The sequence below is a fragment of the Shewanella insulae genome (assembly GCF_009831655.1).
GTDB classification, from domain to species: Bacteria; Pseudomonadota; Gammaproteobacteria; order Enterobacterales; family Shewanellaceae; genus Shewanella; species Shewanella insulae.
In genome coordinates this window covers 55192-81699 of the sequence record NZ_WRPA01000010.1, presented here as the reverse complement: position 1 = coordinate 81699, position 26508 = coordinate 55192, and the positions used below count along the sequence as shown (strand labels likewise).

The window sequence follows — 26508 nt, the reverse complement described above, 5'->3', positions numbered from 1 at the left end:
TGTGAATACACATAATATTTTTTTGACTGGTGGCACTGGGTTTATTGGTAAGGCTGTGTTAGCTCGTTTGCAAAAAGAGGATGCTGAGGTGGTTGCAGCAGTAAGAACGCAAAATTACTCTTGGCCACCTGAAGTGCAAACACTCATCATTGATGATATTGTCAATTTACCTAATGCTCTAGAAAATATAAGCAATGTTGACACCGTTATTCATATAGCGGCTAAAGCTCATGTAGCTGGTGTGTCTTTAAATGAATTTAGAAGGGTTAATACAGATGCTACGTTAAATCTAGCAAAAATAGCTGCAGCTAATGGTGTTAAGCGTTTTATCTTCTTAAGTTCAATAGGCGTTAATGGCATAAGTAACACTAAACCTTTTAACGTTGATGATAAACCTGCCCCTGTAGAGGACTATGCGATATCTAAGCTTGAAGCTGAAGATGGCCTAAAGCAAATCGCTTCTGAATCCGGTTTGGAGGTCGTGATTATTCGCCCTCCACTTGTCTATGGTGCTCATGCACCAGGAAATTTCGGGAAGTTAGCTAGGCTAGCACAGAAAAATCTACCTTTGCCATTAGGGGCTATTCACAATAAACGCAGTTTGGTGGCGCTGGATAATCTGGTTGATTTAATTGTCACTTGTATTGATCACCCTAAAGCAGCGAACCAAACCTTTTTAGTGAGTGATGATATGGATGTGTCTACTACAGAACTATTAAGGACTATGAGGATAGCGGTTGATAAAGCAACTAAGTTAGTACCTGTACCTATGCATTGGTTAAAACTGATTGCGAAGTTAATTGGTAAGCAAGCTATGTTGGAGCGATTGTGTGGTAATTTGCAGGTTGATATTAGTCACACGAAGAATACATTGAACTGGAAACCACCAATTAGTTTTGCTGAAGGTATCAAACGTTGTTTCAGGAAGGATAGTAAATAATGATGATTCGTTTAATAGATTTTCTCGCAGCTTTCTGTGGATTGCTATTTCTGTCGCCTGTCTTACTTATCGTTACAATTATTGGTATATTTGATACAGGATCGCCTATTTTTGTTCAAACGCGTGTTGGTCGAGATAAAAAGCCATTTAAATTGATTAAGTTCCGCACAATGTCTGTAGAAACGAAATCAGTTGCTAGTCACTTAGCAAGTAATGCCTCAATTACAAAGTTGGGACGCTTTTTGCGGAGAACGAAGATTGATGAGCTGCCTCAACTAATTAACGTGGTTAAAGGTGAGATGAGCTTGGTAGGCCCTAGACCAAACCTGTTTAATCAAGAAGAGCTAATTAAAGAGCGTGACGCGCTTGGTGTTTATGATGTTTTACCTGGCATAACGGGTTTAGCACAAGTACACAATATAGATATGTCTATGCCAAAGTTGTTAGCCGAAACAGATAAAAAAATGATCGATAGGCTGACGGTAAAAGATTACTTCAAATATATTATTATGACGGCTACTGGTAGTGGCAGTGGTGATGCTGTGAAATAATTTTGTTAGCTATATTTCATTTTTAAATTGGTATTAGTTTATATGGAATTATTACCTGTTTATTTATAACTAGAGGTTTTAATAATGAAAATTGCCGTTTCTGGCACTGGCTATGTGGGCCTTTCGAATGCTATGTTGCTTGCTCAACACAACCAAGTTGTAGCTGTTGATATTGTTCCCGAAAAGGTTGACATGCTCAATAATAAGCAATCTCCCATTGTTGATGAAGAGATTGAAGATTTTTTGTCTTGTAAAACGCTTAATTTTACTGCAACTCTAGATAAGCAATTAGCTTATGAAAATGCTGATTTTGTGGTGATTGCAACGCCAACTGATTATGATGTTGAAACTAATTATTTCGACACATCATCCGTCGAGTCAGTGATAAAAGATGTGATGGCTATTAACTCAAATGCGGTGATGGTGATTAAGTCAACAGTACCTGTGGGTTATACCGAGCGAATTAAACAAGAACTCAATTGCAACAATATTATCTTTTCTCCAGAGTTTTTGCGTGAAGGAAAGGCACTGTATGATAACCTTCACCCATCACGTATCATAGTGGGAGAACGGTCTGAGCGTGCCAAAATCTTCGCGAAGTTGTTAGTTAAAGGAGCACAGAAGCAAGATATATCAGTCTTGTTTACTGAATCGACGGAAGCCGAAGCTGTAAAGCTCTTTTCCAATACTTACCTTGCGATGCGCGTTGCTTATTTCAATGAGTTAGACTCATATGCGGAGGCTCATGGCTTAGATGCACGTCAAATCATCGAGGGGGTTGGATTGGATCCACGTATTGGCAATCACTATAACAATCCTTCATTTGGCTATGGGGGATATTGTTTACCTAAAGATACCAAGCAGTTGTTAGCCAATTATCGGGATGTACCCAATAATATTATTGGGGCCATTGTGGATGCGAATCGTACCCGTAAAGACTTTATTGCTGATTCGATTTTGAAACGTCAACCTAAAGTTGTCGGCATTTACCGATTGATCATGAAAACGGGCTCAGACAACTTCCGAGCATCAAGTATTCAAGGGATCATGAAACGTTTAAAGGCTAAAGGGATTGAGGTTGTGGTTTATGAGCCCGTATTGGACGATTACGAGTTTTTTCATTCAAAAGTTATGAAGGACTTCGATGATTTTAAGGCATGCAGTGACGTGATTGTGTCTAACCGTATGGTGGAAGAGCTCCAAGATGTAGCCGATAAGGTTTATACACGCGATCTGTTTGGCTTAGACTAATGCTTGCTCGCCATGATTGAATTTAAACTTACAAGATTGAAGATAAACAGATGAAATATTTAGTGACAGGTGCAGCGGGTTTTATCGGTAGTGCTGTGGTTGAAAAATTGACTACGGCAGGCCATTTGGTGATTGGTATCGATAACATCAATGACTATTATGATGTAAAGCTAAAGCATGCACGTCTGGATAGAATTCAGCATGATAAGTTCACATTCGTTAAGCTCGATATTTCGGACAGGCATGCATTACAGCAGCTGTTTATTGACCAGCAGTTTGACCGAGTAATCCATCTAGCGGCCCAAGCAGGGGTCCGTTACTCTATAGAAAATCCGTATGCCTATGCCGACTCGAATTTAGTTGGGCATCTGAACATCTTGGAAGGCTGCCGTCATACAGGTGTTGAGCATTTGGTTTATGCGTCATCAAGTTCGGTTTATGGCTTAAATGCTAAAACTCCTTTTGCGACTTCAGACGGCGTTGACCATCCAGTGTCTTTATATGCTGCTACTAAAAAGTCCAATGAGTTGATGGCCCATAGCTATTCGCATTTGTATGATATTCCTACTACAGGACTCCGTTTCTTTACGGTTTACGGAAGTTGGGGGCGTCCTGATATGGCGCCGTTCATCTTTACTAAAAAGATTTTAGATGGTAAGGCAATAGACATTAATAACAATGGTGATATGTGGCGTGATTTTACTCACGTCGATGACATCATTGAAGGTGTAGCTCGTATTGCTGATGTAATACCAAGTCGGGATACATCTTGGACTGTCGAAAATGGTTCACCAGCGACCAGCTCTGCGCCTTATTCAGTTTACAACATAGGCCATGGTTCTCCGATTAATTTAATGGGGTTTGTTAAAGCCATTGAAGATGAATTGGGCATTGAAGCCAAGAAAAACTTTAGAGAGATGCAGCCGGGCGACGTTTACCAGACTTATGCCGATGTTGAAGATTTATTTGAAGCAACTGGTTATAAGCCAAGAGTAGGTGTTAAAGAAGGTGTGGCTGAGTTTATAAATTGGTATCGAGAATTTTATAATAAATAACTCAATCTATTAGGGCTTGCTTGTTAAGTGGCTGATCAACTTATGGTTGGTCACTTTCATTCTGTCTCAATTGTAAAGGCACATATCGAAAAATTTGACTCATTCATTGGTTAAGCTATCGCAAGTTAGGTCTGTCTCGGTGTGGAATGATGGCTCCTATTGATAGTCCGTTAGCTGTGCCCTTTATAGTTAATAGATTAGTATAACTGTGCTACACTGGCACGCCTAAGGTTTTTCTGTCGTCTAGCTGTGTTGTAAGATGTAAACCATTATGAAATTTATTGATTTGGAGCGAAAAATGGATTTTTTGCAAACTTTGTTTGGTTTAAAGCGTGCTCATAAGCGTCTTGTTAGTCTCACCGTTGACGCCGTTTTTCTTTGTTTCGCATTTTGGGCGGCGTTACTGGTTCGCGTTGATGACATTGTCGTGCTGGCAAATAGTCACTATTGGTTACTGCTGTTTATTGTGGTGCCACTGAGTTTAGCTGCATTTGCCAAGTTAGGTCTGTACCGAGCGGTATTGCGTTATATGGGGTTACAGGCCTTAACCGCGATTGGCCTTGGGGTCGTGCTCTCCACCGTGTCATTAGTGCTTATTGCCTTTTACATTGATGCGCAGCTGCCGCGGACAGTGCCTGTGATCTATGCCGCGTTTTCCCTAGTGTTCATTGGTGGATCAAGGGCGATTGTTCGGTCAATGGTCGGCTCGGGCATGAAGCGCAATGGCGAACCTGTCATTATCTATGGTGCAGGCGTGAGTGGTCGCCAATTACTCACCGCTTTAGTGCAAAGCCATGAATATCACCCCTTTGCATTTGTTGACGATGATGAGACCCTTCATGGCACGGTGATCCAAGGTGTTCATGTGCATTCACCGTCTATTATTCGCAAATTGATTAAGCAAAAAGCGGCAACTAAGATCTTACTTGCTATGCCTAGTGCGTCGCGTTCTCGTCGTCAAGCCATACTAGAGCTGTTAGAGCCTCTTGCTGTCCAAGTGTTGACTCTGCCTGCTATGGCTGATCTGGTGAGTGGCAATAAGCTATATAGCGATATCAAAGAAGTCGAAATCGATGATTTACTAGGCCGTGACTCCGTTAGCCCTAGAGCTGATTTGTTGGCTGCGAATATTCGTAATAAAGTGGTTATGGTGACAGGAGCCGGCGGTTCAATTGGCTCTGAGCTTTGTCGCCAGATTTTAAAACAGTCCCCGAAAAAGTTGGTGTTATTTGAGCTATCTGAGTTTGGTTTGTATTCCATAGAGCGCGAGCTTAACGCAATAGCAAAAGAGCTCTCTTTAGATGTTCAAATATTTCCAATGATGGGCTCTGTTCAGCGTGAGAATCGAGTTCAGGCTGTAATGGAAGCATTTGAAGTACAAACAGTTTATCACGCCGCAGCCTATAAGCATGTACCGCTAGTTGAGCATAACGTTGTCGAAGGTGTGCGTAACAATGTGTTCGGTACCTTGTATACCGCAAGAGCTGCGATTGCCGCCAAGGTTGAAACCTTTGTGTTGGTGAGTACTGATAAAGCTGTTCGCCCGACCAATGTAATGGGGACAACCAAGCGCATGGCGGAGTTGGTGCTTCAAGCGTTAGCGGGTAAGGGCAGTGCTACTCGTTTTTGTATGGTTCGTTTCGGTAATGTCCTGGGTTCTTCCGGTTCCGTTGTGCCGCTATTTAGAAAGCAGATAGCCAATGGCGGTCCCGTAACCGTCACCCATCCCGAAATCACCCGTTTCTTTATGACGATACCTGAGGCATCACAGTTGGTGATCCAAGCCGGTGCTATGGGCAAAGGTGGGGATGTCTTTGTGCTAGATATGGGGAAATCAGTAAAGATTGTTGATTTGGCGACTAAGATGATCCGTTTGAGTGGCTTTGAAGTCAAAGATGATAATCATCCTGAGGGTGATATTGACATTGAATTTTCAGGTTTGCGCCCAGGTGAAAAGCTTTATGAAGAGTTACTGATTGGTGATGATGTTACTGGCACTGAGCATGAGCGGATCATGACGGCCAATGAAGTTTGTTTAAACTGGGCGGAACTTGAAGTGATCTTGGCGCGGTTAGATAAAGCTTGTCATGAGTTCCAACATGAAGTGATTAGAGATATTTTACTTTCAACACCAACTGGTTTTAGTCCGACTGATGGTATTTGTGATTTAGTCTGGCTGCAAAAAAATCACGATAGTAAGGACAACGACATTAAGGATAACAAAGTCATTCCTTTGGTTTCTTAATTTTTCTCTCAGTTCAATGAAACTCCTAATTATTTGGGCGTGTTTTCTTTTTCGAGTATTTTTATATGAAAGTAGTTATTCCTGTCGCGGGGCTTGGTACCCGTATGCTTCCTGCAACCAAGGCTATTCCTAAAGAGATGTTACCACTTGTTGATAAACCGCTTATTCAATACATAGTAAATGAGTGTGTTGCAGCGGGTGTGAAAGAGATTGTTTTAGTGACTCATGCGAGTAAGAATGCTATCGAAAACCATTTTGATACGTCCTATGAGCTTGAATCGACGCTTGAAAAGCGTGTAAAGCGTCAGCTGTTGGAAGAAGTGCAATCAATTTGCCCGAAAGATGTGACCATCATGCACGTGCGTCAGGGGGAGGCCAAAGGACTTGGCCATGCAGTATTATGCGCAAAACCTTGTATTGGCAATAATCCTTTTGCGGTCGTGTTGCCAGATGTCATTTTGGATGAGTATACCGCTAACCAAAATACTGAAAATTTGGCGGCTATGATTAAGCGTTACAAGGCGACTCAAGCTAGCCAAATTATGGTCGCGCCAGTGCCAGAAGATGAAGTCAATAAGTACGGTATCGCCGATTGCAATGGTTCTGCAATCGTTGCTGGTGAGTCTGCTACCATACGGGCTATGGTCGAAAAACCTGCGGTCGATGAGGCGCCGTCTAATTTAGCGGTTGTAGGGCGTTACGTTTTGTCTGAAAAAATATGGGAATTACTAGCCAAAACGCCTGCAGGTGCGGGAGATGAGATCCAGCTTACTGATGCAATTGATATGCTGATTGAGTCAGACCAAGTAGAAGCATTTAACATGACTGGTCGCTCTCATGATTGTGGTGACAAGCTTGGTTATATGGCAGCATTTGTAGAATACGGATTACGTAACGAAAAGCTGGGTAAAGAGTTTCGTCAGCAGTTAAAGGACCTGCTAGCAAAATAATCTTTATTAGAGATTTAATGCCCACTTTGGCTTGCTGAAGTGGGCATTTTTCATTTCAGGCTAGTGTATTATCTATTGAGAGTTTTAAGCTAAGACTAAGTGAGCGATATAGTGAAAGGTATTTTATTAGCCGGTGGCACTGGCACGCGATTGTATCCCATCACACGTGGCGTATCTAAGCAGCTGCTGCCGGTGTATGACAAGCCAATGATCTATTATCCGCTTTCTGTCCTTATGCTGGCGGGGATTCGCGATATTTTGATCATTACGACCCCTGATGAACAGATACTGTTTCAACGCTTACTCGGCGATGGTAGTGATTTTGGTATTTCACTTTCCTATCAAGTACAGCCAAAGCCGGAAGGGATCGCACAGGCTTTTATCATTGCAGAGGAGTTTATTGGTACCGACAGCGTGTGTTTGGTGCTGGGAGATAATGTTTTTTATGGGCAGGGCTTCAGTCTCACGCTGAAACAGACTGTAGCTGGTCTCAGCAATGCGGATTCAGTGGGAGCGACTATTTTCGCCTATCAGGTAGACCAAGCAGAAAGATTTGGCGTGGTGGAGTTTGATGCGGATTTCAACGCCTTGGACATCAATGAAAAACCAGCGGTCTCCAGATCTAACTGGGCGGTTACTTGACTCTATTTTTACGACAATCAAGTCATCGACATCGCTAAAGAGTTAAAGCCCTCACAACGTGGCGAGCTTGAAATTACTGAAATCAACCAATCTTATCTCAAGCGTGGCCAACTAAAGGTCGAATTATTGGGGCGTGGTTTTGCTTGGCTAGATACCGGTACGTTCGACAGTCTGCAGCAGGCTTCATCTTTTGTTCAAACAATAGAAACTGTGCAGGGGCTAAAAGTGGCTTGTCTTGAAGAGATAGCCTGGCGTAATGGTTGGCTAACTAGTGAGGATATTCATCGTCTTGCCAAACCTATGCTGAACAATAGTTATGGGCGCTATTTGCTCTCTTTGATAAGCGATACAGTGTCTGTGACATAGTAAGAAGAGCGAAAGCGCAGATATCTAGGTATAAAGAAGTTCAGGTGGCGAGCAATGAATAGAGTCGACTAACGGAGTTCTAATTGCGAGCTGTGTTATGGAAAATGCGGTTTAAATAAGTAGACTAGAAACACTGCCTAACTTCTTCTCTTACTTTGTATCTACTAACGGAATTGCCAATGAAGTTCCTTGTTGATGTTCATGCCCACACCATTGCCTCAACTCATGCCTATAGTACGGTTCATGATTATCTTTCTGTGGCAAAGGAGAAGGGCATCAAGTTATTTGCTATTACGGACCATGGACCCGATATGGCCGATGCGCCTCACTTTTGGCATTTCGTCAACATGCGTGTATTGCCTCGAATCGTCGATGGTATAGGTGTGCTGAGAGGCATTGAAGCCAATATCAAGAATGAGAATGGTGACATTGATTTCTTTGGCGGTTATCTCGATGAACTAGATATCGTGTTGGCGGGATTTCACGAGCCTGTTTTTCCGCCATCGACTCAAGCTGCCCACACTCAGGCTCTCGTTAATTGCATTGAAAGTGGCAATGTCGATATCATCAGCCATCCTGGCAATCCTGCCTATCCCATCGATATTAAGCATGTTGCAGAAGCGGCCGCGACTCACAATGTTGCCCTTGAGATCAATAACTCCTCTTTCTTAACCTCACGACAAGGTAGCTTGAAAAACTGCACGGCAATTGCACAAGCTGTAAAAGAGGCTGGAGGCTATTTGGTGCTAGGTTCTGACTCCCATGTTGCCTTCAGCTTAGGGGGCTTTGACAAAGCGATTGAGTTGATTCAAGAAGTTGATTTCCCAATTGAGCGAATTCTTAACCATAGTCCCAAAGCCCTGCTGGAGTTCTTAACGTCAAGAGGCCATAAAGGGCTGGATGAGTATGCGAGCATTGTTTAAGGGGCAATGTTTCAGTCGTAAGGAAAAGTCTAGAATGAGTGAAACAGCAGTTGAACTATTACTCATGTTTAAGTGAGGCTGCCGACCCTCGACCCTCGCTCTCAATATACTCATCATTGCCAATCTCCAAGCACCTCGACTTTTACACCATCTTCTCTTAGATTACTTGTTATTTCTTTTTGGTATAAATAAATTAATATTTATAACTTCTAAAACGCTTCCGTGCTGGTATTATCCTGTTTAAGACCATTTTTGGTTAACCACTCTTAGATTTTATGTTGAATGAAATGTAGAGTAGGTTGGCATGTTGGTTAATAGCAATTTGATAACATTGGAATAAAACGGAAAGCCATATGTCTACACAGCAAACCCATCTTAAACAACTCGAGGCTGAATCGATTCAGATCATGCGTGAAGTTGCCGCAGAGTTTGAAAATCCCGTGATGCTCTATTCCGTTGGTAAAGACTCTTCTGTGTTGCTGCATCTGGCGCGCAAGGCATTTTATCCCGACAAGATCCCGTTTCCTTTATTGCACGTCGACACCAATTGGAAGTTCAGGGAGATGATCGAATTTCGCGATCGCATGGCCAAGCAGTATGGTTTCGATCTCATCGTGCATAAGAACCCCCGTGGCCTGGAGATGAATATCTCGCCCTTTACCCACGGCAGTGCCAAACATACGGATATCATGAAGACCGAGGGGCTTAAGCAAGCCCTCGATATGCATGGTTTCGACGCGGCCTTCGGTGGCGCCCGCCGCGACGAGGAGAAATCTCGCGCCAAGGAGCGCGTCTACTCGTTCCGTGACAGTAAGCATCGCTGGGATCCTAAAAACCAGCGCCCCGAGCTGTGGAACATCTATAACGGCAAGGTCGATAAGGGCGAGAGTATCCGTGTCTTCCCATTATCTAACTGGACCGAGTTGGATATCTGGCAATATATCTATTTGGAAAATATTGAGATCCCATCCCTGTATCTTGCTAAGCCTCGCCCGGTTGTGAAGCGTGATGGCACCTTGATCATGGTTGACGATGAGCGCATGGAGCTCGAGCCAGGTGAAACCGCAGAGCAGAAGATGGTGCGTTTTAGAACCTTAGGTTGTTATCCGCTGACCGGCGCCGTCGAATCTCAGGCGACAACCCTGCCGGAAATTATTCAGGAGATGTTGCTGTGTACTACCTCAGAGCGTCAGGGACGGGTGATCGATAACGACTCCGCCGGCTCGATGGAAAAGAAGAAGATGGAAGGTTACTTCTAACTCAAGTCATCGCATTGACGGCTCATTGGCCAGGTACGCAGCAGATAACGAATACGAGAAATACCATGACGACTGAAAACACATTATTGCAGACCGATATCGAAGGTTACCTAAAGCTTCACGAAAACAAAGATATGTTGCGCATCTTGACTTGTGGCAGCGTGGACGACGGCAAGTCGACCCTGATCGGCCGCTTGCTGTTCGATAGCAAGATGATCTTCGAAGATCAGATGGCGGCTATCGAGAAAGATTCCAAGCGTTTTAACACCACAGATCAGGCGTTTGACCTGGCCCTGCTGGTCGATGGCCTGCAGTCGGAGCGAGAGCAGGGAATCACTATCGATGTGGCTTACCGTTATTTTGCCACCGAGCAGCGTAAATTTATCATCGCCGACACCCCGGGCCACGAGCAGTACACCCGCAACATGGCCACGGGCGCCTCGACATCCGATCTGGCCATTATCCTGATCGATGCCCGTCATGGGGTGCAGGTACAGACACGTCGTCACAGCTATATCTGCTCACAGCTGGGCATTAAACATGTGATCATCGCCATCAACAAGATGGATGCGGTCGGCTACGACCAGGGGATCTATCAGGGGATCAAGAAGGCGTATCGCGAGTTTGCCAAAGATCTTACCTTTAGCGATGTGCGCTTTGTGCCTATCTCTGCGCTCAAGGGCGACAACGTGGTAAACGAGAGCGAGAACATGACTTGGTATCCGGGCTCGACCCTGATCAAGCTGCTCAACACGGTTTCCGTGGAGCAGGACAGGAGCGAATCGTTCCGCTTCCAGGTGCAATATGTCAATCGTCCAAATCTCGACTTCAGGGGCTTCTGTGGCACGGTAGCATCGGGAGAGATCCGTGTCGGTGACACCATCGCAGCCTTACCATCAGGCAAAGAGAGCCGCATTAAGTCAATCGTGACCTTCGACGGCGAGCTTGAAAAGGCAGTTGCCGGGCAGGCGGTGACACTTACGCTCACCGATGAGATAGACGTCAGCCGTGGTGACATGCTGGTGCGTCCTCACGATAAGCCTAACTCGACCACTCATTTCGAGGCCGACGTGGTGTGGATGACCGAAGAGCCGCTGTGTGTCGACAGAGAATATGCGCTAAAGCTTGGCAGCAAGGCGGTATACGGTTATGCCGATGCCATCAACTACAAGGTGGATATCAACCATCTGACCCAGCATAGCGCTCAGCAATTGGCGCTGAACGAGATGGGCAACTGTCACTTCTCGGTTACCGAGCCTGTGCAGTTTGATGCCTATGAAGATAATCGTGCCACGGGCGCCTTCATCATCATCGACAGGCTCACCAATGTGACTGTGGGGGCGGGCATGATCCGCAAGGCGATCGATGCAGGTAAGGGCAAGCAACGTGAGATCTCGGCCTTCGAGCTGGAAATGAACGCCTTAGTGCGTAAGCATTTCCCGCACTGGGGAGTGAAGGATATTTCCAAGGCCTAATTACCTATATCTTATTGGCAGATATTAGTGACAGATATCAGTCACCGATATCAGTTATGGACAGTTGAGGCCAAGGGCTAGCACTAAGTAAGGTGTTTAACATCATTTTGGTGGCAAACACCGACCTGCGACAGTTAGCCTGAGGCTTAAGAAATCAAACTATGACATTTAACGCTTATCTCACCATCGCCATCTTCCTCGCGACTATCGTGGGGTTGGTGCGTTTCCAAAACCGGCCGGCGCTGGTGTTTGGTGTGACCCTGCTGGTGCTAGTGGCGTTTAACCTAGTGACCAAAGAGCAGCTGCTCTCCAGCATGTCTAACCCGGGCTTGGTGACCTTGGTGCTGCTTATTCTCTGCTCTTTTGCGTTGGAGAAGACCCGGCTGCTGCGGATCATCGCCGCTAAGGTGATCGTCAGCGGCTACCGCACCACCTGGCTGCGCCTGTTTGGCATGACGGCGCTTAGCTCAGCTTTACTCAACAACACAGCCGTCGTGGCCACCCTGTTGTCGCCCATTCGCAATAATCCCCACCATGTGGCGAGTAAGTTATTACTACCGCTCTCTTACGCGGCGATCCTGGGGGGCACCTTGACCCTGGTCGGTACCTCAACCAACCTTATCGTCAACAGCATGGTGATCGACGCCTCAAACCAGTCGCTCTCTTTCTTCTCCTTTACCGCCATCGGTGCCTTGCTGGTACTGGGGTGTGGCTTGGTGCTGCGTATCGCGTCGAGATGGTTGCCGGATATCGCCCATCAGGAGACCTGTTCTAAGGGCTATTTTATCGATGCCAAGGTGGTGGCCGGCTCTGAGCTGATCGGCCGTTCTGTGGAAGATAATGGTCTCAGGCATCTCGAATCCCTGTTCCTAGTGGAGGTGGTGCGTAATGGCCGCCTCATTAGCCCGGTGACGCCCACCGAGGTACTGCAGCAAGACGACAGGCTCATCTTCAGTGGCGATATCGCCAAGGTGATGCAGCTCAGCCAGTTCTCTGGCCTTGAGATGTTTGCCGAAAAAAATGGTCTGCTCGACACTAACCTCACCGAGGTGGTGGTCAAGCAGGAGAGCCTGCTGGTGGGTAAGACCATGAAGAAGGCGGGCTTTAGGGCCCTGTTTGACGCCGCCGCCGTGGCCATTCGCCGCGATGGTGAAGAGATCTCCGGCAAGCTCGGTGAGGTGCAGATCAAGGCGGGCGACTTCTTGGTGCTGGCCGTAGGTAAGGACTTCCTTACCCGCCACAACATCAGCAAGAACTTTATCGTGATCAGTGGTGTTGAGCCCGAGACACGTATCAACGGCAAGAAGGCCTGGATCTCCATCGGCGGTTTCGTGCTCACACTCGTCCTGGCCGCCACCGGTGTGGTGGAGATGCTGCAGGGGATGCTGCTATTACTGGGTGTGTTGATCTTCAGCCAGTGCCTTAATGTTAACGAGGTGGTGCGCCGCTTCCCGGTGGATATCTGGCTGGTGGTCGCCTCGGCCATCTTGCTCTCTCATGCCCTGGTCAATAGCGGTGTGGCTGAGATGGTTGCCAATTGGGTGGAGGGCACTGCGGACAAACAGCATCTGATGTTGGCCCTGCTGCTGGTTTATTTGGCGACTTGGCTGATGACGGAGCTTATTACCAATAACGCCGCCGCGGCGCTGATGTTTCCCATCGCCTACAGCATTGCCCTGGGCTTCGGGGTCGATTTCCTGCCATTTGTGATGACGGTTGCTTTTGCCGCCAGCGGCAGTTTCATCAGCCCCTATGGCTATCAGACCAACCTCATGGTGTATAACGCAGGTCGCTATCGCCTGATGGATTTTGTTAAGGTGGGCGTGCCCGTGAGCCTGACCTATGGTGCCATCGTCTTGTTGGCCGTGCCTGTGTTTTTCCCGTTTTAGGCGATAGATGGTAGACCGAATCTATGCCAATTGTTTTGCAGTTAACTCGTTAAGGAAAGCCGATGTCCCCCTATAAGACAGTCGATGTTCATGTTAAATCCAGCGATGTTCAGTGGCATCAGGCCAGCGTGTCTCATGAGGAGCGCGAACAGGCCAACGGCCATCAGGGGGCCGTGCTCTGGTTTACCGGCCTGAGTGGTTCGGGTAAGTCAACTGTGGCCAACGCGGTCGATCGTCTGCTCCATGACAAGGGCTGTAAGACCTATGTGCTCGATGGCGATAATGTGCGCCATGGGCTCAATGGCGATCTTGGGTTCTCCGATGAGGACAGGGTAGAGAACATTCGTCGTATCGGCGAGGTGGCCAAGCTATTTGTCGATGCCGGGACTCTGGTGTCGACCGCCTTCATCTCGCCATTTGCCGCCGATCGCCAGTTGGTGAGAGATCTCTTGTCAGCTCGTCAGTTTATCGAGGTCTTTATCGATACGCCGCTGGCGGTGTGCGAGCAGCGCGATCCCAAGGGGCTCTACAAGAAGGCGCGCGCCGGAGAGATAAAGCACTTCACAGGCATAGATTCGGCCTATGAGGCGCCAATGAGCCCAGAGGTGCACGTCAAGACCGCCGAGCAGTCTGTGGAACAGTGCGCGCAGCAGGTGGTGGACTATCTCGCTCAGCAGGGGATATTGTCTATCGCCTAAGACTTTGGGGCGGTGATGCAATAAGCCTGGCGCTTGTGTCAACCAATCTTATAAGGCGCCGAAGCCACTCGGCGCCATAATTATCGACTCTTTTCCCCTATCTAAGCCTCTGCATTAACATAATTTTCGGTTTAGAAGCGCCTCTCCCACAGGGCATACAGGCTGGTGTCCCAGTCGTGACCGCCGTTATGGACAAACTGGCGATAACTCACAGTGCCGCCGAGCTTGAGCGTGCCCTGTTGCCAGGGTCTGTGGTAGCTGGTATCGAACTGATAGACACGCTCATATTCACCGGGGGAGACGGGGTTGCCGCCGGTGTCATTGCCAGTGTCGATACCATCGGTGTTGAGCCTTAGCCAGCGCAGCTTATTGGTGATGCTGTGGCCGTCGCCCAGCTGGGTGATACCACCAAGGACCAAGGTCTCTGAATCATTATCATAGGTGCTGCCCAGACTCCTGCCGTAGTAGCGATAGCCACTCTGGTAGAAGCCATGCTCGTAAAGACAGTTATAGGCATTAGGGTCGATGCCACAGGCCACCTTGGTATCTGCGTATTCGATAAAGACTCGTGTGTTAAGTCCTTGAAGCATGAAGTCTATGCCCCCCAGATTGGCCGCATTGATCAGCTTATTTTTGTCATGGTGATAGTCTTCATGGGTTCGCTCGAAGTAGATGCCATAGGGAATGCCAAAGACGGTGTCGGACCAGCGAAAGTCATAACCCGCGAGCATATTTTCCTGGCCGTTATCTATCTCGTTTTCTGATTTCCCGCCGTTAAACAGGCCATCCCACCAGTCACTTAGGCTGTTGCCATAACCCTCGCCGCCCCACTGCATGGTCCAGGAGAAGCCGAGCTCCAGTTTTGAGATGGGCCTTAGGGTGCCACGGGCGCCCCAATGTTTGGCATCGGGTACGAAGCGGTCGCTCTCCATTTGGCTGAAGCTGGTGGTGAAGGTCCAGGGGCCTACCCAGCTTAGCCAAGGTGATTCGAAGGCGGCGCTGTTGTTACGGCTCAAGGTAATGCCCGGCATAGGTCGGGCGTTGGTGGTCTGGATCAGGCCCGTGTCCCAGCCCGGCCCCCAATATTTTTGCTGCGCACCGGCGCTGATGATCCAGTTGCCCAGGCTGACGGCGGCGAAGCTGTTATCCAGTCGGCTGCTGTTACCATCTATGGGGTCTTGATGGTAGCTGGCCGAGAGGCGTCCGCTAAACCACTCCTTTGTGACCTCTAGATCCACCTTGGCTTCTGCCTTATCTCTATAATCATGACCAAAGCCCAAGAAGCGTGCGCTGTCTGTGGCGGCGCCTAGGCCGATACGGGTACTGACGCCTCGATGGTCTCTAGCGTAGGCGCTCATGACTCTGTCGTAGGCCGCCCCTTGAGCAGGGGAGAGGTCGGGCAACTGGGCGTTATCGAGATCTTGTTTGAGCCCCGCCCACATCAGGGGATAGGTGGTTATTGGCTGCTTGATCACCCCCGTATCGGCGAGCAGTTGAATGTCGGCGCGCAGGGGCAGGTCTGTCGGTTCTATCCACCAGGCGGCATAGGCCGAATGGCAGCTAATCAGTAGGAGGGGAACGGTTAGGTATCGCTTCATCAGGTCATCTTTATCGGTTGAACTTTTGCGCGAATATTATGATTAATCGGCTAATTAACAAGGGAAATATCGATATGTGCTAAGTAAATCAAGTTGATTGGTTTCTTTGTGTTGCTGAGGTGACTTTTAGGTGACCTAAGGGTGAGTTCAGGGTGATAAATTGCCAAGATAATGAGGGTGAAAGGTTATCGGTTTGTAACTCGCTTTTCGGCTAGCTAACAAGCTTGGAGGAAAGTTGAATACGAATGCAAGGCGAGGGGAAAGGCTTTTCACCGCCGCGCCGCTAGCTTAGTATCTTTTACGAAAAGTATGATCAAATTGTTATTAAATTCTTAGGCCCAGAGATGGCATACTAAGGCAATCTAGGGCGAAGAGAATTTATATTGTGAGTCATATATTTAAGCAAGAATGGTTAGGTGAGTTGGTCGAGATTACCAAGGCCGCGGGCGAGGCCATCATGCAGGTCTATGGCAGCGAACAGATGGATGTTCAGGCCAAGGCCGATGATAGCCCAGTGACTGCTGCCGATCTGGCCAGCCACAAGGTGATTGTCGAGGCGCTGGCTCGTTTGACTCCGGAGATCCCCGTGATGTCCGAAGAGGCCGCCGATATTCCCTGGGAGACCCGCAAACAGTGGCAGCAATATTGGCTGATCGATCCGCTGGATGGCACCAAGGAGTTCATCAAGCGTAACGGTGAGTTCACCGTTAATATTGCGTTTATCGACAAGGGCCGCGCCCTGGCCGGCGTGGTCTATGCTCCCGTGCTGGACAAGTGTTATTACGGCGCCCTGCATCTCGGTGCCTGGCTGGCCAGTGCCGATGGGGTGACAGATTTGAACCAACTGGCGGTTGTGGCGCCGAGTGTCCCCAGAGTTGTCGGCAGCCGTTCCCATGTGAGCCCAGGCCTTGCGGCTTACCTTGAGACTTTGGGCGAGCATGAAATGACCAGCATCGGCAGTTCGTTAAAGTTCTGCCTATTGGCCGAGGGTAAGGCGGATATCTATCCGCGTCTCGGGCTCACCAGTGAGTGGGACACGGCGGCCGCACAGGCGGTATTGGAGAGTGTCGGTGGCAAGGTGGTGAACGCCGATAAAGGCCAGGTGCTGGACTATAACCAGAAAGAAGCGATTTTAAATCCCTATTTTATCGCCACCGCAAAGCACTGGTGCGATAAGTAATACTAACCTCAGTAAGTGAGCAGAAATAGCGTTGCAAAAACGTTTGAAAATAAGTCAGAATTTTTCGATAAGTAGTTATTCTACAATCAAAAAATCTAACGCAGTTATCGAACGTTCTAACAAGCTAGGATGGTCAGCTATTTACTCGGATTGGTATTAGATAACGAGAAGAAGATTGGAGCAGAGTATGATGAGAATGGGTGTAGACCTAGGGGGCACTAAGATTGAGCTGGTGGCCCTGAGTGAAGCCGGTAAGGAGCTGTTTAGGAAGCGGATCCCCACACCGCGTGAATACAATGCGACCCTGGATGCCATCGAATCGCTCGTCAATGAGGCGGAGACTAGCCTTGGGCTGACAGGCACCGTAGGCGTCGGTATTCCCGGCGTGATCTCCCCCTTCTCAGGCTTAGTAAAGAATGCCAACTCTACCTGGATCAACGGTCACCCCTTGGATCTGGACCTCGGCGCGCGCCTTGACCGAGAGGTGCGGGTGGCCAATGATGCCAACTGTTTCGCCGTTTCCGAGGCGACAGACGGCGCCGCGGCAGGTAAGGGGCTGGTGTTTGGGGTGATCATAGGCACTGGCTGCGGCGGCGGTATCGCTATCAATGGCAAGGTGCATGGCGGTGGCAATGGCATCGGCGGTGAGTGGGGCCATAATCCGCTGCCCTGGATGACGCCCGATGAGTTTAACTCGACCGAATGCTTCTGCGGCAACAAAGACTGCATCGAAACCTTTATCTCTGGCACAGGCTTTGTGCGCGACTATAAGGCCGCCGGTGGCGATGCACCGAGCGGTATTGAAATCGCCCGTCGTATGGAGGAGGGCGAAGCGTTGGCAACTGCGGCATTTGAGCGCTTTATCGATCGTCTGGCGCGCTCGCTGGCCCACATGATCAACATGCTCGACCCTGACATTATCGTTTTGGGCGGCGGTGTCTCAAATATTGACGCCATCTACCCGAGATTGCCCGAAGTCTTGTCAAAGTACGTGCTGGGCGGTGAATGCCGCACCCCCGTGGTGAAAAACATGTATGGGGGCTCATCCGGGGTTCGCGGCGCCGCCTGGCTCTGGTAATGACTTTCTCTGCTAATGACTTCCTTGCAACCCTAGGTTACACTTGCCCCCACTTTTCATTGGGGGCAAAGCATAGGGGCAAGGATAGCCATGTTCTGGGTAAAAAAACTGATTTCACAACTCTTAATGCCGATCCCGCTGTCGGTATTTTGTCTGTTTATCGCGATTCTGATCCTGCGGCGACGCAAAGTCGTTAAGGCGCTGATCACTGTCTCTTTTACCATCTTGTTGCTGCTGAGCAGTCAATGGGGCAGTTATCAGCTGACCGCTTCGCTCGAGGGGCAATACCCAGTCAATAACGACCCGATTGAAAACGCCTGCTTGGTAATGGTGTTAGGAAGTGGCCATGATTCCACTATCGCCGATCGCGCCACCCTGCAGCTGTCTGCCACCGCGTTGGCGCGCCTTACCGAAGGGGTGAGACAACTTAGCCTAGGGCAGGATTGCCAGCTGGTGGTCAGTGGCTGGAGCGGCAGCGACGCCGTGTCCCAGGCGCAGGTGATGGCCAATGCCGCCATGGAGCTTGGGGTGAAGCCAGAGCGGATCATTCAGTTTCCCCTGGCCAAAGATACCCTGGAGGAGGCACAATTTCTCAAGTGGGAGATAGGTGACAGACCCTTCAGGCTGGTGACCTCGGCCACCCACCTGCCAAGAGCTATGATGATCTTTCATCTGGCAGGCATGAATCCTCAGGGGGCGCCGGCAGACTTTATCGCCCGGGGCGGCTATTGGTGGCGCTTGGACGCTCGCAACTTGTTAGCCTCCCAGCGTTCGATCCATGAATATCTGGGGCAGGCCTGGCTAAAGATTAAATTTTCACTTTTTGACTAACTCACCCTATCGGGAAATAGGCAGAGAGGCGCCGAGGGCATTTGGAGAGTATGGAGCAAGAAACTATCGTTATTCGCGCAGTGACCAAGCGCAACGCGCGCACCTTTACCCTGATTGGGGGCATTGCCTTAATCTGCGCCCTGGGGATGTTTATCGCCTCGAAGAGCCTGATGGGGCCTGGTATGGTCTGTTTTATCTTCGGCATGATCTTTACCGTGCTGGGAATCGCCAAATGGATGCAGCCCGAGGTGAGCATTGAGCTGAGGCCAAGGGGACTGGTATATCATCATCGCAGGGGGAGCATCTATCTTGAGTGGGATAATATTCAAAGGGTCGATATCCCCCGCAGCATTCAATCGTTCGATAGTCATGATCTGCCCTACATAGGGGTCAGGCTGAAATCCCTGTTGCCGCTTATCGACGATATTCCGCCCAGGCTGGCGACAGGGCTCTTGAGCGAGCAGCGCCCGCTGCTGATCTCCTCCCTAAATCTGGACGGTGAGCTTGCGGACCTAGAGCACTATCTCAACTCAGAATTTTCTCCCATCACACTAGAAGGGATGGATTTCAGTGGGGTGCAGGCGATGTTTGCCCGGCGCTGCGCTCAGCTCAATGCTCAGCTGGGCTACCATGTTTACCTGCCGGAAGATTGTTTAGACAGAGCGCCGAGGGAATTTATCGCGCTGGTTCGGGAATATAAAAACAAGGCCACATAATAATGTGGCCTTTTTGCAGGAACTCTTACTCCAGCCTGATAGGGCTTTACCCAATCTAATTGGAACTAGGCAGATTTGGTGAGTTCTTTAAAATAATTGTCTAGTTGGGACTCGGCCTCGGGTTCCGTGCTGCTTTGCGACGCTTGGCTTTCTGGCTCGCTGGCAAGCAGCGCGACCTCTTCGCGTACGCGCATACCGATAAATTGACCCCCTTCGAAGATCTCCATCGAGTTACAGGCGATCTCGCCCTCGACGCTGCCTGTGCTGGTGATGTTCAGCTTTTCACACTTCATCTTGCCCTTAAATGCACCAGAGACCTTAATCTCCTTACACTGCAGCTCGCCTTCGATATAGCCATCGACTTCGATAGTTAGCTTACCGGTAGCGCTGATCTTTCCCTGTAGCTCGCCGCCGATAAGAGCCTCGCCGGCAAAATGAGTTTCCCCTGATAATTTAGTGCCCTGCGCAATGAAGGTGAGGCCTGATTTGTTATTTTTCTTTCCAAACATAATGATTAACTTTTTTGCCTGTTTTGCCCAATATTACCCTTAAACTTTGTGCAACAAAACCACTAATATTTGGCACAGCCTGTCAGTTTTTTGGCAATCTTGACTCTAGTGGTTAGCTGAGTTTGATCGATTGGTTGGGGCAGGGCGCGACACAGGCGCCGCAGCCATTGCACAGCTCGGTATCGACCACAGGCTTGGGGGCCTGGCCTATGCTGGCGGTAAAGCTGATGGCCCTCGGGTCGCAGGCATCTTTACAGGTCTGGCACCAGATGCCGCTGTTGGCCAGACAGGTCTGGTCGATACTGGCTTTTATCTGCCACGGGGTGTCTTCGATATCGGTAAATAGCGGCTCGGGACAGGCCTTGACGCAGTCGCCACAGAAGGTGCACTCGTCCTGACTGAAGCTGACCTCGGGAAAGCCACCATCGCCACGGAAGAGAATTTTTGTCTCACAGCTGTCGATACACTTATCGCAGCGGGTGCAGATATCGGTAAATTCCACATCCGTGCGGCTCCATGGCGGGCGGATCACCTGGCTCTTGCGGCGACTGAAGAGATTACGGCGGCTTTGGTTGATGCGATTGCTCATAGACTCACTCTTGCGGAAAGGGACCATAGGCCCCTGATTCCTATTTAGGCCTTGTAGCCGTTAGGGTTAGAGGACTGCCAGTGCCAGCTGCTGTTGGCCATATCTTCTATGGTATGGGTGGCCTGCCAGTTCAGTTCTGTCTGTGCCTTGTTGGGATCGGCGTAACAGGCGGCAATATCCCCAGGGCGACGCGGGGCGATCTGGTAGGCGATAGCATGACCGCAGGCCTTCTCGAACGCCTTGACCATATCCAGTACGCTGTAGCCTTGGCCTGTGCCCAGGTTATAGGTGACTAGCCCTGGCTGAGTGTTGAGCTTCTCAAGTGCCTTGAGATGGCCCTTTGCCAGATCCACCACATGGATATAGTCTCTCACCCCGGTGCCATCATGGGTGTCATAATCGTCGCCGAAGACGCTGAGCTTCTCGCGTTGACCCACGGCAACCTGGGCGATAAAGGGCATCAGGTTATTGGGGATGTCGTTGGGATCTTCACCGATGAGACCGCTCTCGTGGGCGCCCACAGGATTGAAGTAACGCAGTCTGGCGATGTTCCAGCTGGCGTCAGAGTGGTGTAGATCTTTGAGGATATGCTCGACCATCAGCTTAGACTGACCATAGGGGTTAGTGGCGCCCGTGGGGAAGTCTTCCGTGATAGGGAGTGAGGCCGGATCGCCGTAGACGGTGGCCGATGAGCTAAATACCAGATTCTTCACGTTAAATTCGGCCATCACCTCGCACAGTACTAAGGTGCCGGTGACATTGTTTTCATAGTAGCGTAGCGGCTGGGCCACCGACTCGCCCACGGCTTTGAGGCCGGCAAAATGGATCACGGCGTCGATATCATGGTCGGTAAAGACCTTCTGCAGGAAGGCCTTGTTGAGCACGTCGCCCTGATAGAAGGTGACCCCTTTATTTGTGATCTGCTCGACCCGTTTGAGGGCCTCGACGCTTGAGTTGCTCAGATTGTCTATGATCACTACCTGTTGATCATCATTAAGTAGCTCAACGACGGTATGGCTACCTATGTAGCCTGCGCCGCCCGTGACTAAAATCGTCATTAATCTTTATCCTGTTGTAAATCTGAAACTAATGTCTTGAGGTAGTCGGCAAAGTCCCTGCCAACCGCGTGATGGCGTAGCGCGAATTCGACTTTGGCGCGCAAATGCTCTTTTATTCTAATAAAAAGGATATGAAAAGTCAGGAGATTTAGGCGTTTTGGCCGGTGTGTTCTTGGCTCTTGCCTAAAGATTATGGCGTTAGCGATCTGGTGATGAGCAAAAGTGATGCTGATGTTTGCTAGTTTGGGATGCAATAGGTGATGAAAAAGACCTTTACATATTATTGTCCCTGTAGACTAAACAGATGATTTTGATGTAAAAGCCATCACTTGTGTCGAGAGTGTTACATGTTGGTTGTGGGTTAAGTGTTTTAATTTAAAGGTGTTTACTTTTCTGTTAGTCCTCGATGTAAATTTTTGGTTACATCCCGAGCGGAGCCAGTGCTTAATTATAAAGTGTGATCCTGTTAACAAACTCCGGCGTTTAGTCAAATATGGAGGAAAGAGCAGTCAATTGTGTTGTATTTATCATGAGTAAACAAACTAAGTATCAGGCTAGGTTGCCCGATAACCAAGGGTTCATCCAATACCCTGACAATGAACATGAGATCTGGCAAGCGCTGTACGACAGACAGAAGGGCAATCTGCCCCACTATGCCTGTGATGCCTATCTGAAAGGGCTCGAAGATCTTGCCATGCCTACAGATCGCATTCCACAGCTCGGCGAAATCGACGCCGTGCTACAACAGGCCACTGGCTGGAAGACGGCCGCCGTGCCGGCGCTGATCTCGTTCGAGAAGTTTTTCCAGTTGTTGGCGAACCAGGAGTTTCCGGTTGCTACCTTTATCCGTAGCAAAGAAGAATTCGATTACCTGCAGGAGCCCGATATCTTCCACGAGATCTTCGGTCACTGTCCGCTGCTAACTAACCCCTCATTTGCCCGTTTCTCTCATCAATACGGTAAGTTGGGGCTAGCTGCCTCGAAAGAGGAGCGTGTCTTTCTCGCCAGACTCTACTGGTTTACCGTGGAGTTTGGTTTGATCCGTCAGGCCAACGATGAGCTGAAGATCTATGGCGGCGGCATATTGAGCTCGCCCGGTGAGACCCTCTATGCCATGAGTGATACGCCTGTGGTGAAGCCGTTCGATCTCATTGATATCCTACGAACCCCTTATCGTATCGATATCATGCAGCCAATTTATTACGCTATTGATTCAATTGATTATTTAGACGAAATCGTCAAAATGGACATCATGGGAGCCGTGACCAAGGCACGCCAGCTAGGCCTGCATGCCCCCATGTTTGAGCCAAAATCGAAAGCCAGTTAAGAAAAAGGAAGAAGTATGACTGAATTAGCCCAAATGAAATGCGAAGCCTGTCAGGCCGACGCGCCTAAGGTGACCGATGCCGAGTTGGCCGAGCTGATCCGCATGATCCCAGACTGGGGCGTCGAGGTGCGTGACGGTATCATGCAGCTTGAGCGTGTCTATAAGTTTAAAAACTTTAAGCTGGCGATGGATTTTACCAATAAATTAGCAGACTTAGCCGAGGAGGAGTTCCATCATCCCGGCATTCTAACCGAGTGGGGCAAGGTCACTGTGACCTGGTGGTCTCACTCGATTAAGGGCCTGCATCGCAACGATTTCATCATGGCGGCCAAGACAGACCAGTTATTGGACTGATTTAAAATTAATTTAAAAACAGCGTCATAGCCTAGCTATGGCGCTGTTTTTTTGGTTGTAACGTGAATCCGGTGTAAACAACTCTTGCCACAAATCTCATTACACTCTAACGTATAGGCGTTTTATCGGCATTTCTGCGTGGCGTGTCACACTTTTTCAGGCATGAGACGCAACCATGCTCGCGATAATCCCAAAAACCGTGAAGTAATAAATATAAAAAGGGACGAAAGGGTATGCGCTTAGAAGTAAGTTGCATCGACCGCGTGGGTCTAGCAAAAGACATACTGGTGATCCTCGAAGGCTATGGCATTAACCTGATAGCTATCGACGCCAGTAACCAGGGATTTCTCTATCTGCAGTTTGCTGAGGTTAACTTTGATGTGCTCAGCGAGCTGCTGCCGTTAATCAGGAAGGTGGAAGGGGTGCACGACGTGCGCACCGTGTCATTCATGCCTTCCGAGCAGGAGCATTACGCGCTCAAGACCTTGTTGAAGACGCTGCCGGATTCGGTGTTCTCCATCGACGTTAAGGGGCGGATCCGTATCGTCAACGAGTCGGCGCTGATGACGGTTAACATGGGCGAGCACGAGGTGCTCGACGAACCCCTCAACCATTGGGTGCAGGGCTTTAACTTCAACCGCTGGCTCAGCGAGCCGCTGGTGTTGGCCCAGGCCACCCGGGTCAACATAGGCCAGAGTGAATACCTGGCCGAGATGCTGCCCATCTATCTGCCCGACGAGAACGACAAGACTATTCTGGCCGGTGCCGTAGTTTCCCTCAAATCACCCGCACGGGTCGGCAAGCAGTTTAACGCCTTGCAGAATCAGACCACAGGCTTTGAGAATGTGCTGGCGGTCAGTGACAAGATGAAAGAGGTGCTGGTACAGGCCAGACGCATGGCCCAGCTCGATGCACCTCTGCTGATCACGGGTGAGACAGGCACGGGCAAGGAGCTGATGGCCAGAGCCTGCCACGATGCCAGCATGCGCCGTGAGCATCCCTTTATCGCCATCAATTGCGCCGCCATGCCAGACAGCGCCGCCGAAGAGGAGCTCTTCGGCTATGTTAGCGGTGGCGAGGTGGTCAAACGCGGCTTCTTCGAGGAGGCCAAGGGCGGCACCGTCTTCTTAGACGAGATCGCCGAGATGTCTAAGGCGGCGCAGGTTAAACTGTTGCGTCTGCTGCAGGACGGTACCTTCCGCCGAGTAGGCGGTGATGTGGAGGTGCGCTCGGACGTGCGCATCATCTGTTCGACCCAGAAGAATCTGGCCGAGCTGTGCCAGACCGGGGAGTTCCGCGAAGATCTCTACTATCGTATCCATGTACTCAGCTTCCATATGCCCTCGCTCCGCGAGCGCAAGGTGGATGTGATCCCCCTGACCGAGATGTTTCTCGAGCATTACAGTCAGCAGCTGTCTATCCCCATTCGCCGCATCTCGGCCCCATGCCGTGAGCATCTGCTGGGCTATGCCTGGCCGGGTAACGTGCGCCAGCTGAAAAATGCCATCTTCCGTGCGGTGTCCATGTGGGACGGCTCGGCGGAGCTGACGGTGGATCAGCTCAAGCTGCCCTCTTATGCCGAGGGCTTTGGCTATTTCGATCATCAGTTTGAGGGCAGCCTGGATCAGGCGATGAAGCAGTTTGAGGCGAGTCTGCTAAGACGCCTCTATCCGGCTTATCCGAGCACCCGTCAGCTGGCAAAGAAGCTCGGGGTGTCCCATACGGCCATCGCCAACAAGCTGAGGGAATACAAGATCAGCAAGCAAAAAGGGATGTAAAACCTTATTGCCAGTTGGTTGGCGGTTTACTAGGCAGAGACAAGGCCGAAACCCCATGGATTTGGGGCTCTCTCTGCCTGTCATGAATAGTTTACAAAATTGAATGTTAAGGGAAGGAGTGTGATTTGCATCACGCTATTCCTATCTTGAGGCGCATAGGGTATTTCTATGCCAAATTGATAGTCCCGGACCCGATAGCGGCGCGCCCCTAGGGTCTGGTATAAAGAAGAATTCGGAAGGAGTGGGTATGAAGTTAGCAAGTTATAACAACGGCCGTCGTGACGGTCAGCTGATGCTTGTAAGTAAGGATCTAACCAAGGCTGTTGCGGTACCGGCCATCGCACACACAATGCAGCAGCTGCTCGACGCCTGGGATCTGCTTCAGCCGCAACTGCAAGAGCTATATGAGGCCCTTAACCAAGGCGTACTCGACAATGCGGTAGATTTCGACGAGAGCAAGTGTCTATCGCCACTGCCACGTGCCTATCAGTGGGCCGACGGTAGCGCCTATGTAAACCACGTTGAGCTGGTACGTAAGGCCCGCGGCGCCGAGATGCCAGAGACCTTCTGGACAGATCCTCTGGTGTATCAGGGTGGTTCTGATAGCTTTATTGCCCCGAAGGCGGACATCGAGCTGGCCAGCGAAGAGTGGGGCATAGACTTCGAATCTGAAGTAGCAGTGATCACCGATGACGTGCCTATGGGCATAGACGCAGATTCGGCGGAGAAGCATATCAAGCTACTTATGCTGGTGAACGATGTGTCGCTGCGTAACCTGATCCCTGCCGAGCTGGCTAAGGGCTTTGGTTTCTTCCAGGCTAAGCCATCGAGCAGCTTCTCGCCTGTGGCCGTGACTCCGGATGAGCTGGGCGACAAGTGGCATGAGTCTAAGGTGCATCTACCACTGATCACCCACCTGAACAACGAGCTGTTTGGTAAGCCAAACTGTGGCATCGACATGACCTTTAACTTCAGTCAGTTGATTGCCCATTTCACCAAGACTCGTCCTCTGGGCGCCGGTGCCATCATAGGTTCGGGCACCATCTCTAACTACGACCGCAGCGCAGGCTCTAGCTGTCTGGCCGAGACCCGTATGCTGGAGACCATCAGCGACGGTAAGCCATCGACCTCATTCATGCGTTTCGGCGATCGCGTGCGTATCGAGATGCTGGATGAGAACGATAAATCCATCTTCGGCGCCATCGACCAGCAGGTAGTTGAGTACAAAGGTTAATTCTCAGTTTTG

23 protein-coding genes and 1 pseudogene are annotated in these 26508 nt (G+C 49.6%); 20 read left to right on the top strand and 4 right to left on the bottom strand.

The features are described 5' to 3' along the window. Window position 1: 1 nt before the first annotated feature. The 12 genes and pseudogenes from GNT65_RS12075 (at window position 2) to cysC (ending at window position 14244) form a co-directional block, all read left to right on the top strand. Window positions 2–940, top strand: a complete 939-nt coding sequence (locus tag GNT65_RS12075) for an NAD-dependent epimerase/dehydratase family protein (RefSeq protein WP_160796538.1) — start codon at window positions 2–4, stop codon at window positions 938–940. 2 nt (window positions 941–942) lie between these two features. After that, the gene (locus GNT65_RS12070) at window positions 943–1491 is read left to right on the top strand and encodes a sugar transferase (protein WP_160796698.1); all 549 of its coding nucleotides are present in this window, start codon (window positions 943–945) and stop codon (window positions 1489–1491) included. Window positions 1492–1575: 84 nt separating this feature from the next. Beyond that, window positions 1576–2742, top strand: coding sequence for a nucleotide sugar dehydrogenase (locus GNT65_RS12065; protein WP_160796536.1), 1167 nt, complete (start codon window positions 1576–1578; stop codon window positions 2740–2742). A gap of 50 nt (window positions 2743–2792) precedes the next feature. Next, on the top strand, window positions 2793–3797 hold the full coding sequence (locus GNT65_RS12060) for an NAD-dependent epimerase (protein ID WP_160796534.1): 1005 nt from the start codon (window positions 2793–2795) through the stop codon (window positions 3795–3797). A 298-nt stretch (window positions 3798–4095) separates the two neighbouring features. Continuing rightward, window positions 4096–6042 carry a nucleoside-diphosphate sugar epimerase/dehydratase gene (locus GNT65_RS12055; protein ID WP_160796696.1) on the top strand — a complete coding sequence of 649 codons (1947 nt, stop codon included), beginning with the start codon at window positions 4096–4098 and terminating at the stop codon, window positions 6040–6042. Window positions 6043–6107: 65 nt separating this feature from the next. Beyond that, window positions 6108–6992 (top strand): UTP--glucose-1-phosphate uridylyltransferase GalU, encoded by an 885-nt coding sequence (gene galU, locus GNT65_RS12050; protein ID WP_160796532.1) that lies wholly within the window; start codon window positions 6108–6110, stop codon window positions 6990–6992. 111 nt (window positions 6993–7103) lie between these two features. After that, a pseudogene (gene rfbA, locus GNT65_RS12045) lies at window positions 7104–8000 on the top strand (glucose-1-phosphate thymidylyltransferase RfbA). Between the two features lie 179 nt (window positions 8001–8179). Further along, window positions 8180–8923, top strand: coding sequence for a phosphatase (locus GNT65_RS12040; RefSeq protein ID WP_160796530.1), 744 nt, complete (start codon window positions 8180–8182; stop codon window positions 8921–8923). Between the two features lie 353 nt (window positions 8924–9276). Continuing rightward, window positions 9277–10182 carry a sulfate adenylyltransferase subunit CysD gene (cysD, locus tag GNT65_RS12035; RefSeq protein ID WP_160796528.1) on the top strand — a complete coding sequence of 302 codons (906 nt, stop codon included), beginning with the start codon at window positions 9277–9279 and terminating at the stop codon, window positions 10180–10182. Between the two features lie 65 nt (window positions 10183–10247). Beyond that, entirely contained in the window at window positions 10248–11657 is a 1410-nt protein-coding gene (gene cysN, locus GNT65_RS12030) for a sulfate adenylyltransferase subunit CysN (RefSeq protein ID WP_160796526.1), read from the top strand. 161 nt (window positions 11658–11818) lie between these two features. Then, on the top strand, window positions 11819–13546 hold the full coding sequence (locus GNT65_RS12025; RefSeq protein WP_160796524.1) for an SLC13 family permease: 1728 nt from the start codon (window positions 11819–11821) through the stop codon (window positions 13544–13546). Window positions 13547–13608: 62 nt separating this feature from the next. Continuing rightward, a complete protein-coding gene (gene cysC / locus GNT65_RS12020) occupies window positions 13609–14244 on the top strand; it encodes an adenylyl-sulfate kinase (RefSeq protein WP_160796522.1) in 636 nt (211 codons plus the stop codon). 131 nt (window positions 14245–14375) lie between these two features. Here the strand turns inward: cysC and GNT65_RS12015 are convergent, their stop codons facing one another. Continuing rightward, window positions 14376–15842, bottom strand: a complete 1467-nt coding sequence (locus tag GNT65_RS12015; protein WP_160796520.1) for a capsule assembly Wzi family protein — start codon at window positions 15840–15842, stop codon at window positions 14376–14378. Between the two features lie 385 nt (window positions 15843–16227). On the opposite strand from GNT65_RS12015, the gene cysQ reads away from it, so the two are divergent. The 4 genes from cysQ (at window position 16228) to GNT65_RS11995 (ending at window position 19647) form a co-directional block, all read left to right on the top strand. Next, the gene (cysQ, locus tag GNT65_RS12010) at window positions 16228–17022 is read left to right on the top strand and encodes a 3'(2'),5'-bisphosphate nucleotidase CysQ (protein WP_160796518.1); all 795 of its coding nucleotides are present in this window, start codon (window positions 16228–16230) and stop codon (window positions 17020–17022) included. Window positions 17023–17209: 187 nt separating this feature from the next. Further along, complete coding sequence (gene mak / locus GNT65_RS12005) at window positions 17210–18100, top strand: fructokinase (protein ID WP_160796516.1); 891 nt, start codon at window positions 17210–17212, stop codon at window positions 18098–18100. 90 nt (window positions 18101–18190) lie between these two features. Then, entirely contained in the window at window positions 18191–18931 is a 741-nt protein-coding gene (locus GNT65_RS12000; protein WP_160796514.1) for an ElyC/SanA/YdcF family protein, read from the top strand. Between the two features lie 50 nt (window positions 18932–18981). After that, window positions 18982–19647, top strand: coding sequence for a DUF2982 domain-containing protein (locus GNT65_RS11995; protein WP_160796512.1), 666 nt, complete (start codon window positions 18982–18984; stop codon window positions 19645–19647). 65 nt (window positions 19648–19712) lie between these two features. Here the strand turns inward: GNT65_RS11995 and GNT65_RS11990 are convergent, their stop codons facing one another. From GNT65_RS11990 to galE, 3 genes are all read right to left on the bottom strand, one after another. Further along, window positions 19713–20156, bottom strand: a complete 444-nt coding sequence (locus GNT65_RS11990) for a bactofilin family protein (RefSeq protein ID WP_160796510.1) — start codon at window positions 20154–20156, stop codon at window positions 19713–19715. Window positions 20157–20268: 112 nt separating this feature from the next. Then, a complete protein-coding gene (napF, locus tag GNT65_RS11985) occupies window positions 20269–20745 on the bottom strand; it encodes a ferredoxin-type protein NapF (RefSeq protein WP_160796508.1) in 477 nt (158 codons plus the stop codon). 44 nt (window positions 20746–20789) lie between these two features. Next, a complete protein-coding gene (gene galE / locus GNT65_RS11980; RefSeq protein ID WP_160796506.1) occupies window positions 20790–21803 on the bottom strand; it encodes a UDP-glucose 4-epimerase GalE in 1014 nt (337 codons plus the stop codon). A 529-nt stretch (window positions 21804–22332) separates the two neighbouring features. On the opposite strand from galE, the gene phhA reads away from it, so the two are divergent. From phhA to GNT65_RS11960, 4 genes are all read left to right on the top strand, one after another. Continuing rightward, the gene (gene phhA, locus GNT65_RS11975) at window positions 22333–23130 is read left to right on the top strand and encodes a phenylalanine 4-monooxygenase (protein ID WP_160796504.1); all 798 of its coding nucleotides are present in this window, start codon (window positions 22333–22335) and stop codon (window positions 23128–23130) included. A gap of 15 nt (window positions 23131–23145) precedes the next feature. Continuing rightward, window positions 23146–23484 carry a 4a-hydroxytetrahydrobiopterin dehydratase gene (locus tag GNT65_RS11970; RefSeq protein ID WP_160796502.1) on the top strand — a complete coding sequence of 113 codons (339 nt, stop codon included), beginning with the start codon at window positions 23146–23148 and terminating at the stop codon, window positions 23482–23484. Between the two features lie 233 nt (window positions 23485–23717). Then, window positions 23718–25262 carry a transcriptional regulator TyrR gene (tyrR, locus tag GNT65_RS11965; RefSeq protein ID WP_011865236.1) on the top strand — a complete coding sequence of 515 codons (1545 nt, stop codon included), beginning with the start codon at window positions 23718–23720 and terminating at the stop codon, window positions 25260–25262. Window positions 25263–25509: 247 nt separating this feature from the next. Further along, on the top strand, window positions 25510–26496 hold the full coding sequence (locus tag GNT65_RS11960; protein WP_160796500.1) for a fumarylacetoacetate hydrolase family protein: 987 nt from the start codon (window positions 25510–25512) through the stop codon (window positions 26494–26496). Window positions 26497–26508: the final 12 nt, after the last annotated feature.

What these genes read in the sequence shown, in the direction of transcription:
- cysC (WP_160796522.1), top strand. Translation starts at nt 13,609, where the DNA reads ATGTCCCCCTATAAGACAGTCGATGTTCATGTTAAATCCAGCGATGTT.
- phhA (WP_160796504.1), top strand. Translation starts at nt 22,333, where the DNA reads ATGAGTAAACAAACTAAGTATCAGGCTAGGTTGCCCGATAACCAAGGG.
- mak (WP_160796516.1), top strand. Translation starts at nt 17,210, where the DNA reads ATGATGAGAATGGGTGTAGACCTAGGGGGCACTAAGATTGAGCTGGTG.
- GNT65_RS12000 (WP_160796514.1), top strand. Translation starts at nt 18,191, where the DNA reads ATGTTCTGGGTAAAAAAACTGATTTCACAACTCTTAATGCCGATCCCG.
- GNT65_RS12025 (WP_160796524.1), top strand. Translation starts at nt 11,819, where the DNA reads ATGACATTTAACGCTTATCTCACCATCGCCATCTTCCTCGCGACTATC.
- GNT65_RS12055 (WP_160796696.1), top strand. Translation starts at nt 4,096, where the DNA reads ATGGATTTTTTGCAAACTTTGTTTGGTTTAAAGCGTGCTCATAAGCGT.
- GNT65_RS12015 (WP_160796520.1), bottom strand. Translation starts at nt 15,842, where the DNA reads ATGAAGCGATACCTAACCGTTCCCCTCCTACTGATTAGCTGCCATTCG.
- GNT65_RS12065 (WP_160796536.1), top strand. Translation starts at nt 1,576, where the DNA reads ATGAAAATTGCCGTTTCTGGCACTGGCTATGTGGGCCTTTCGAATGCT.
- GNT65_RS11990 (WP_160796510.1), bottom strand. Translation starts at nt 20,156, where the DNA reads ATGTTTGGAAAGAAAAATAACAAATCAGGCCTCACCTTCATTGCGCAG.
- tyrR (WP_011865236.1), top strand. Translation starts at nt 23,718, where the DNA reads ATGCGCTTAGAAGTAAGTTGCATCGACCGCGTGGGTCTAGCAAAAGAC.
- GNT65_RS11960 (WP_160796500.1), top strand. Translation starts at nt 25,510, where the DNA reads ATGAAGTTAGCAAGTTATAACAACGGCCGTCGTGACGGTCAGCTGATG.
- galE (WP_160796506.1), bottom strand. Translation starts at nt 21,803, where the DNA reads ATGACGATTTTAGTCACGGGCGGCGCAGGCTACATAGGTAGCCATACC.
- galU (WP_160796532.1), top strand. Translation starts at nt 6,108, where the DNA reads ATGAAAGTAGTTATTCCTGTCGCGGGGCTTGGTACCCGTATGCTTCCT.
- GNT65_RS11995 (WP_160796512.1), top strand. Translation starts at nt 18,982, where the DNA reads ATGGAGCAAGAAACTATCGTTATTCGCGCAGTGACCAAGCGCAACGCG.
- GNT65_RS12040 (WP_160796530.1), top strand. Translation starts at nt 8,180, where the DNA reads ATGAAGTTCCTTGTTGATGTTCATGCCCACACCATTGCCTCAACTCAT.
- cysN (WP_160796526.1), top strand. Translation starts at nt 10,248, where the DNA reads ATGACGACTGAAAACACATTATTGCAGACCGATATCGAAGGTTACCTA.
- GNT65_RS12060 (WP_160796534.1), top strand. Translation starts at nt 2,793, where the DNA reads ATGAAATATTTAGTGACAGGTGCAGCGGGTTTTATCGGTAGTGCTGTG.
- cysD (WP_160796528.1), top strand. Translation starts at nt 9,277, where the DNA reads ATGTCTACACAGCAAACCCATCTTAAACAACTCGAGGCTGAATCGATT.
- napF (WP_160796508.1), bottom strand. Translation starts at nt 20,745, where the DNA reads ATGAGCAATCGCATCAACCAAAGCCGCCGTAATCTCTTCAGTCGCCGC.
- GNT65_RS12070 (WP_160796698.1), top strand. Translation starts at nt 943, where the DNA reads ATGATTCGTTTAATAGATTTTCTCGCAGCTTTCTGTGGATTGCTATTT.
- GNT65_RS11970 (WP_160796502.1), top strand. Translation starts at nt 23,146, where the DNA reads ATGACTGAATTAGCCCAAATGAAATGCGAAGCCTGTCAGGCCGACGCG.